Here is a 1242-nt window from a genome sequence, read left to right as displayed (position 1 = left end):
GTGAGGAGGCACGTGCACTTCCAGGCCCAGAGCCTGTTCGAAGGCCCGCCGCATACCGGCGTTGGCAGCCACACCGCCCTGAAACACTACCGGGGGTAAAATTTCCTTCCCTTTGCCGACATTATTCAGGTAATTGCGGACCAGGGCTTCGCACAGGCCGGCCAGAATATCGGGGAGGCTGTAGCCCATCTGCTGTTTATGGATCATGTCCGACTCAGCAAAAACGGCACAACGGCCGGCTATGCGGACGGGGACGGTTGATTTCAGGGCCAGTTCACCGAAATCTTCGATGGGAATATTCAGCCGGGCCGCCTGCTGGTCCAGAAAAGAGCCGGTACCAGCAGCGCAAACGGTATTCATGGCAAAGTCGGTAACCACACCATTGCGCAGGATTATTATTTTGGAATCCTGCCCCCCGATCTCCAGGATGGTCTGGACTCCCGGTACCAGGGTGGAAGCGGCCACTGCATGGCTGGTAATTTCATTCTTTACCACGTCAGCCCCGGCAATTATCCCTGCCAGGAAACGGCCGCTGCCCGTGGTACCCACTCCCAGGACACCGGTATTTGCCGGCAGGCGTTCGGCGAGCTGCTTCAGCCCTTCCTGCAGTGCAAAAATTGGTTGCCCGCGGGTGCGCAGGTAAATGGCTTCCCTGATCTTACCGTTTTCATCCATAAAAACCAGATTGGTGCTAACTGAACCAACATCAATCCCAAGGTATCCTTTCATCATACCACCTCTTTTTTTCTGGCCAGTAAATCTACAAAAGCCTCCAGACGGGTCACCAGCCCGGCTTCCCCGGACTGCTCATCCACGGTGATGGTTAACGTGGGGATGCCCAGCTCGCTGCTCAGTCCGGGCAGCACGCTGTGGGCCACAATTTCGGGCATGCAGGTAAAAGGCAGGAGCTGAATTACGCCGTCGTAACCCTGCCGGGCGTAGATGACCGTGCTGCCCACGGTCTCCTGCCCATGGCCTCCAACAAAATGATTCAAGTAAGGTTGTGCCGCCCGGCAGGCCTCCCTGCGGCTCCGTAGCCCTCTGACCAGGCCCAGAAAGAGGTGATCATTGATCCACTCGCTCAAGTAAATGGACCGGTCGGTTTCCACGCCCAGGTAACCCAGCTTCCTTTCCAGATCGTGGTTTGCAAAAGGCTCCAGGAGGGTGAAAATTTCACCGACAATCCCCACGCGCAGAACAGGCCGGGGTTTTATAGCCACCCCGGACATGATCTTCCGTACT

1 protein-coding gene and 1 pseudogene are annotated in these 1242 nt (G+C 56.8%); both read right to left on the bottom strand.

The genetic code is table 11. From position 1 onward, the window contains the following. On the bottom strand, positions 1 to 729 hold a 729-nt coding region (locus tag ACPLUI_RS14860), incomplete at its 3' end, for an acyl-CoA dehydratase activase (protein ID WP_424661016.1). Next, positions 729 to 1242, bottom strand: a pseudogene (locus tag ACPLUI_RS14855) (CoA protein activase); the annotation flags it as partial. The gene ACPLUI_RS14860 and the pseudogene ACPLUI_RS14855, both read right to left, overlap by 1 nt.

The organism is Desulfofundulus sp., assembly GCF_049701015.1.
In the GTDB taxonomy this organism is placed as follows: Bacteria; Bacillota; Desulfotomaculia; order Desulfotomaculales; family Desulfovirgulaceae; genus Desulfofundulus.
The sequence above is the reverse complement of the archived record's forward strand: the minus strand, read 5'-3'. Positions and strand labels throughout refer to the sequence as shown.